Genomic DNA, 3962 nt, shown 5'->3' with positions numbered 1-3962 from the left:
CGGTCCGCACCTTCAGGGTGGCCTGGAGCACGAACAGCGCGATCACCGCGACCGGCACGCCGATGAAGAAGCACCAGCGCCAGCCCAGCCACGCGGTGTCCACGATCAGGCCGCCGAGCAGCGGTCCGCCGACCGTGGCCAGCGCCATCACGCCGCCGAGGTAGCCGTTGTACCGGCCGCGCTCGCGGGGCGCGATCATCGCCGCGATCACGACCTGGACCAGCGCCTGCAGGCCGCCGACGCCGATGCCCTGGAACGCGCGTGCCGCGATGAGCTGGCCGGCGCTCTGCGCGAAGCCGCTGATGATCGAGCCGACCACGAAGATCACGATGGCGACCTGCACCAGGGTCTTCTTGTCGAACAGGTCCGCGAGCTTGCCCCAGATCGGCGTGGTGGCGGTCGCGGTGAGCAGGGTGGCGGTGACCACCCAGGTGTACTGGGTCTGCGAGCCGTTGAGCGCGCCGATGATCTGCGGCAGGGCCGTAGAGACGACGGTGCTGCTGAGCATCGCGACGAACAACACCAACAGCAGACCGCTCAGAGCCTCCAGGACTTGCCGGTGGCTCATGGGTCCGGTGGTGGTGGCAGGTGCGCTCATCGCGCGGCCTCCAAGGTGGAGCCGAGGGCTCCTTCGACGTCGGTGGTAAGTCGCCCCAGGCCTTCGGTCAACGCCTCGACCTGTTCCGGGCTCCAGTGGGCAAGCGCGCGGGACAGCAGCTCGTCGTGCCACTCGCGGGCGGCGGCCAGCTCGGTGCGACCGCGTTCGGTCACGACGAGGATGCTGGCGCGGCCGTCGGAGGGGTCGGCGCGTCTCTCCACCAGCCCGTTGGCGACCAGTGCGGCCACCGCGCGGCTGACCGTGGACGGGTCCAGCCCGGCTCGGGCGGCCAGCTCCTTGGCGTGGCACCCGGTGGGGTTCGCGCCGGCCCGGTCGATCAGCGACAACGTGCCGATCAGGCCGGGGGCCAGCCGGTGCGGGCGCTGCTTGACCATCCGCACGACCCTCATCAGGTCGCGCAACCGGTCCTCCAGCTCACGCGTGACGGCGTCCATGCCGTCCCCCTATCTCCTCGCATTGCTTGCCGCATACAACTATCACCTAAACTTGCGCGTCGTGCAAGTTTGCCCAATGTGCAGTGTCTTACACCGGCCGCCACGGCGGCAGCCCGAACCCCTCGACCTGCACCGGCGGCAGACCGGGTCAGAAAAAGCTGCACGCCGTGCACGTTTTGGTACGGTGGGTTATCACTACGCCGAGCAGCGGCCCGGTTACCGACCGGGTCGGGAACGGACCGCCGATGACCACCGCTTCCCAGGGCAAGCGCGCCGCCACGGGCCGGCTCACCGTCCCCCTGCCGTCCGAGTTCAGCCAACGCGACGCCGGCCCCTTCGACCCGCCGCGGGCACTCACCCGGCTCGCAGAGCAGGGACCGGTGCACCGGATGACCATGCTCGACGGCGACCCGGTGTGGGTGGTCACCAGTCACGAGCTGGCCCGCACCCTGCTCGGGGACCCGCGCCTGAGCTCCGACCGGTTCCGCAGCCGCCGGGTGCTGGAGAAGCTCCCCCAGCCGGTCCGCGCCCGCCTGACCGACAAGCGGGCCCGCGCGGGCAGCTTCATCACCATGGACCCGCCCGAGCACACGCGGTACCGCAAGCTGCTCACCGGGCAGTTCACCGTGCGCCGGATGCGCCAGCTGGAGCCGCGCATCGAGCAGATCGTCGACGACCACCTCGACGCGATGATCGCCGCCGGACCGGGCGCCGACCTGGTCCAGGCGTTCGCGCTGCCCGTGCCGTCGCTGGTGATCTGCGAGCTGCTGGGCGTCGAGTACGGCGACCGCCGCGAGTTCCAGGAGCGCACCGGGAAGCTGCTGAGCCTGGGGATGCCGCTGGAGGAGGTGATGCGGCTCGCCGAGGAGCTGCGGGCGTTCATGCGGGAGCTCGTGCGGAGCAAGCGCGCCAAGCCCACCGACGACATGCTGTCCGGCCTGATCGAGGCCGACCCGACGCTCACCGAGGACGAGCTGATCGGCATCGCCAACCTGCTGCTGGTCGCGGGGCACGAGACGACGGCCAACATGCTGGCCCTCGGCACGTTCGTGCTCCTGGAGCACCCCGAGCAGCTGGCCGCCCTGCGCGAGGACCCGTCGTTGATCGGCGGCGCGGTCGAGGAGCTGCTGCGCTACCTGTCGATCGTCCACCTCGGCGTCGTCCGCACCACGCGCGAGGACGTGGAGATCGCGGGCGAGCGGGTGCCGGCTGACGCGACCGTGCTGGTCTCCGTGCCCGCGGGCAACCGCGACCCCTACCAGTACCCCAGGCCGGACGTGCTGGACGTGACCCGGCCGCGCGGGCCGCACCTGGCGTTCGGGCACGGCGTGCACCAGTGCCTCGGCCAGCAGCTGGCCCGGGTGGAGATGACGACCGGGTTCACCGGGCTGCTGACCAGGCTGCCCGGTCTGCGGCTGGCCGTGCCGGCCGCCGAGGTGCCGATGCGCGACGACATGCTGATCTACGGCGTGCACGCGCTGCCGATCACCTGGGACGCCTGACGCCGGCCGGGGCCGGGGGGGAGCACGTCCCCACCCGCCGGTCGGCTCAGCCCAGCAGGCAGAGCAGGGAGCACGCGGTCGCCGACGACCACGCCGCGTACGACGGCGGGGTGTTGGCGGGCGAGTTCCGCGGGACGTAGCTCGCCTTGGCCTGGTTGGTCAAGGGGAACAGGGTGAGCAGGGCGTAGGTGGAGCAGTAGAAGCGCTTGGTCTCACCCGGTTGGAGGGTGAACGTGCCGGCCGCCGCCTCGCACGCCGGCTCCTCGTAGTCCACGACGTGCGCGTCGGTGATCGCCACCGGCCCCTGGTTGGTCACCGTGATCCGCCAGTACGCCGTGGCGTTGAGCAGGCCCAGGGTGCCCACGGGCGCCTTCTTGGCCCACGGTCCCGCACCACTGGGTCCGCAGTGCGACGCGGTCTTCGACGCGCAGATCTCCTTGTCCACCGTCACGACCGGCTGGCAGGCCGGGCCCGGCGCGACCGGGACGGTGACCGTGTTGGAGGTCAACGCGCCGGTCGTGTCCGTGCCGGTGGCGGTGTCGGAGACGTCCGCCACGGTGCAGGCGGTGGCGATCGTGGTGCGGAAGCACACCTGCGGCGGGTCACCCGTGAAGTCCACGACCAACCGGGGCTGGTTGCCGCCGCCGAAGTCGGCGCCGTTGTTCAGCACCAGCGTGGTGGTGACGGAGATCGTCGGGTGGGCCGTCGGGGACACACCGCTCAGGTCGACCGTGCCGTCGGGCGCGAAGCCCGGCGTGGCCACGGTGGCGCCGCCCTGGTCGACCACGGTCACGCGGGACGCGCCGAAGTCGACGTTGCCCGGCGTGACGCCGACCAGCCGCGCGGAGCCGTAGCCCTGCACGTGGTCGTTGTCGCCGTCGCAGTAGAAGTCACCCGGCGTGAGCGAGACCTGGCCGCCGGAGCGGACGCACGGCGTGCCGCCCGTGATCGGGTCCATCGAGAACAGCACGCCCGCGTCACCGAGCCCGATCATGCAGCCCGTCGGCACGTCGTAGGCGTAGCCGTAGTCGCGGGTGGCGCCGCCGTTGACGCCCGGGTGGGTGATCGGGTTGGGCAGGCCCGCGCACGCCGACGCGGTGGTCCAGTCGTGGCAGATCGCCGCGCCGCCGTACGGGCCGCCCCAGATCGGCAGGTAGCTGCGGATGTGGCCGTTGGGGTCGGTGATCACCTCGGGGTTGAACGCGATCACCCCGCCGGGCAGCCCGACCATCGAGGACGGCGGGGCCAGCGCCGAGCCGTCCAGGGCGTAGCAGGTGGTCACGCCGGGCGACGACGTCGAGGTGGTGGAGCAGGCGCCGACCTGCGCGCCCGCCGTGCTGTACGCGGTGTAGGCGTTGTAGGTGTAGTTGCCGGCCGGGCCGATGGGCCGCGGTGACGCCCACCCGG

The 3962-nt window shown here is 71.9% G+C and carries 3 protein-coding genes and 1 pseudogene; 1 reads left to right on the top strand and 3 read right to left on the bottom strand.

The window, feature by feature from the left end:
* The coding region (locus tag AB0G02_RS25985; RefSeq protein WP_360798322.1) for an MFS transporter at positions 1–598 on the bottom strand (598 nt) is incomplete at its 3' end.
* Positions 595–1053 carry a MarR family winged helix-turn-helix transcriptional regulator gene (locus tag AB0G02_RS25980; protein WP_360798320.1) on the bottom strand — a complete coding sequence of 153 codons (459 nt, stop codon included), beginning with the start codon at positions 1051–1053 and terminating at the stop codon, positions 595–597. The genes AB0G02_RS25980 and AB0G02_RS25985, both read right to left, overlap by 4 nt.
* Before the next feature lie 245 nt (positions 1054–1298).
* Between AB0G02_RS25980 and AB0G02_RS25975 the strand changes: the two genes are divergently transcribed.
* Positions 1299–2555, top strand: a complete 1257-nt coding sequence (locus tag AB0G02_RS25975; RefSeq protein ID WP_360798318.1) for a cytochrome P450 — start codon at positions 1299–1301, stop codon at positions 2553–2555.
* Between the two features lie 46 nt (positions 2556–2601).
* Here the strand turns inward: AB0G02_RS25975 and AB0G02_RS25970 are convergent.
* Positions 2602–3962 (bottom strand): annotated as a pseudogene (locus tag AB0G02_RS25970) (hypothetical protein); the annotation flags it as partial.

Origin of the sequence: Actinosynnema sp. NPDC023658 (genome assembly GCF_040639995.1) — a bacterium.
Classification (GTDB): domain Bacteria; phylum Actinomycetota; class Actinomycetes; order Mycobacteriales; family Pseudonocardiaceae; genus Actinosynnema.
This window is presented reverse-complemented; position numbering and strand designations above follow the sequence as displayed.

What these genes read in the sequence shown, in the direction of transcription:
- AB0G02_RS25980 (WP_360798320.1), bottom strand. Translation starts at nt 1,053, where the DNA reads ATGGACGCCGTCACGCGTGAGCTGGAGGACCGGTTGCGCGACCTGATG.
- AB0G02_RS25975 (WP_360798318.1), top strand. Translation starts at nt 1,299, where the DNA reads ATGACCACCGCTTCCCAGGGCAAGCGCGCCGCCACGGGCCGGCTCACC.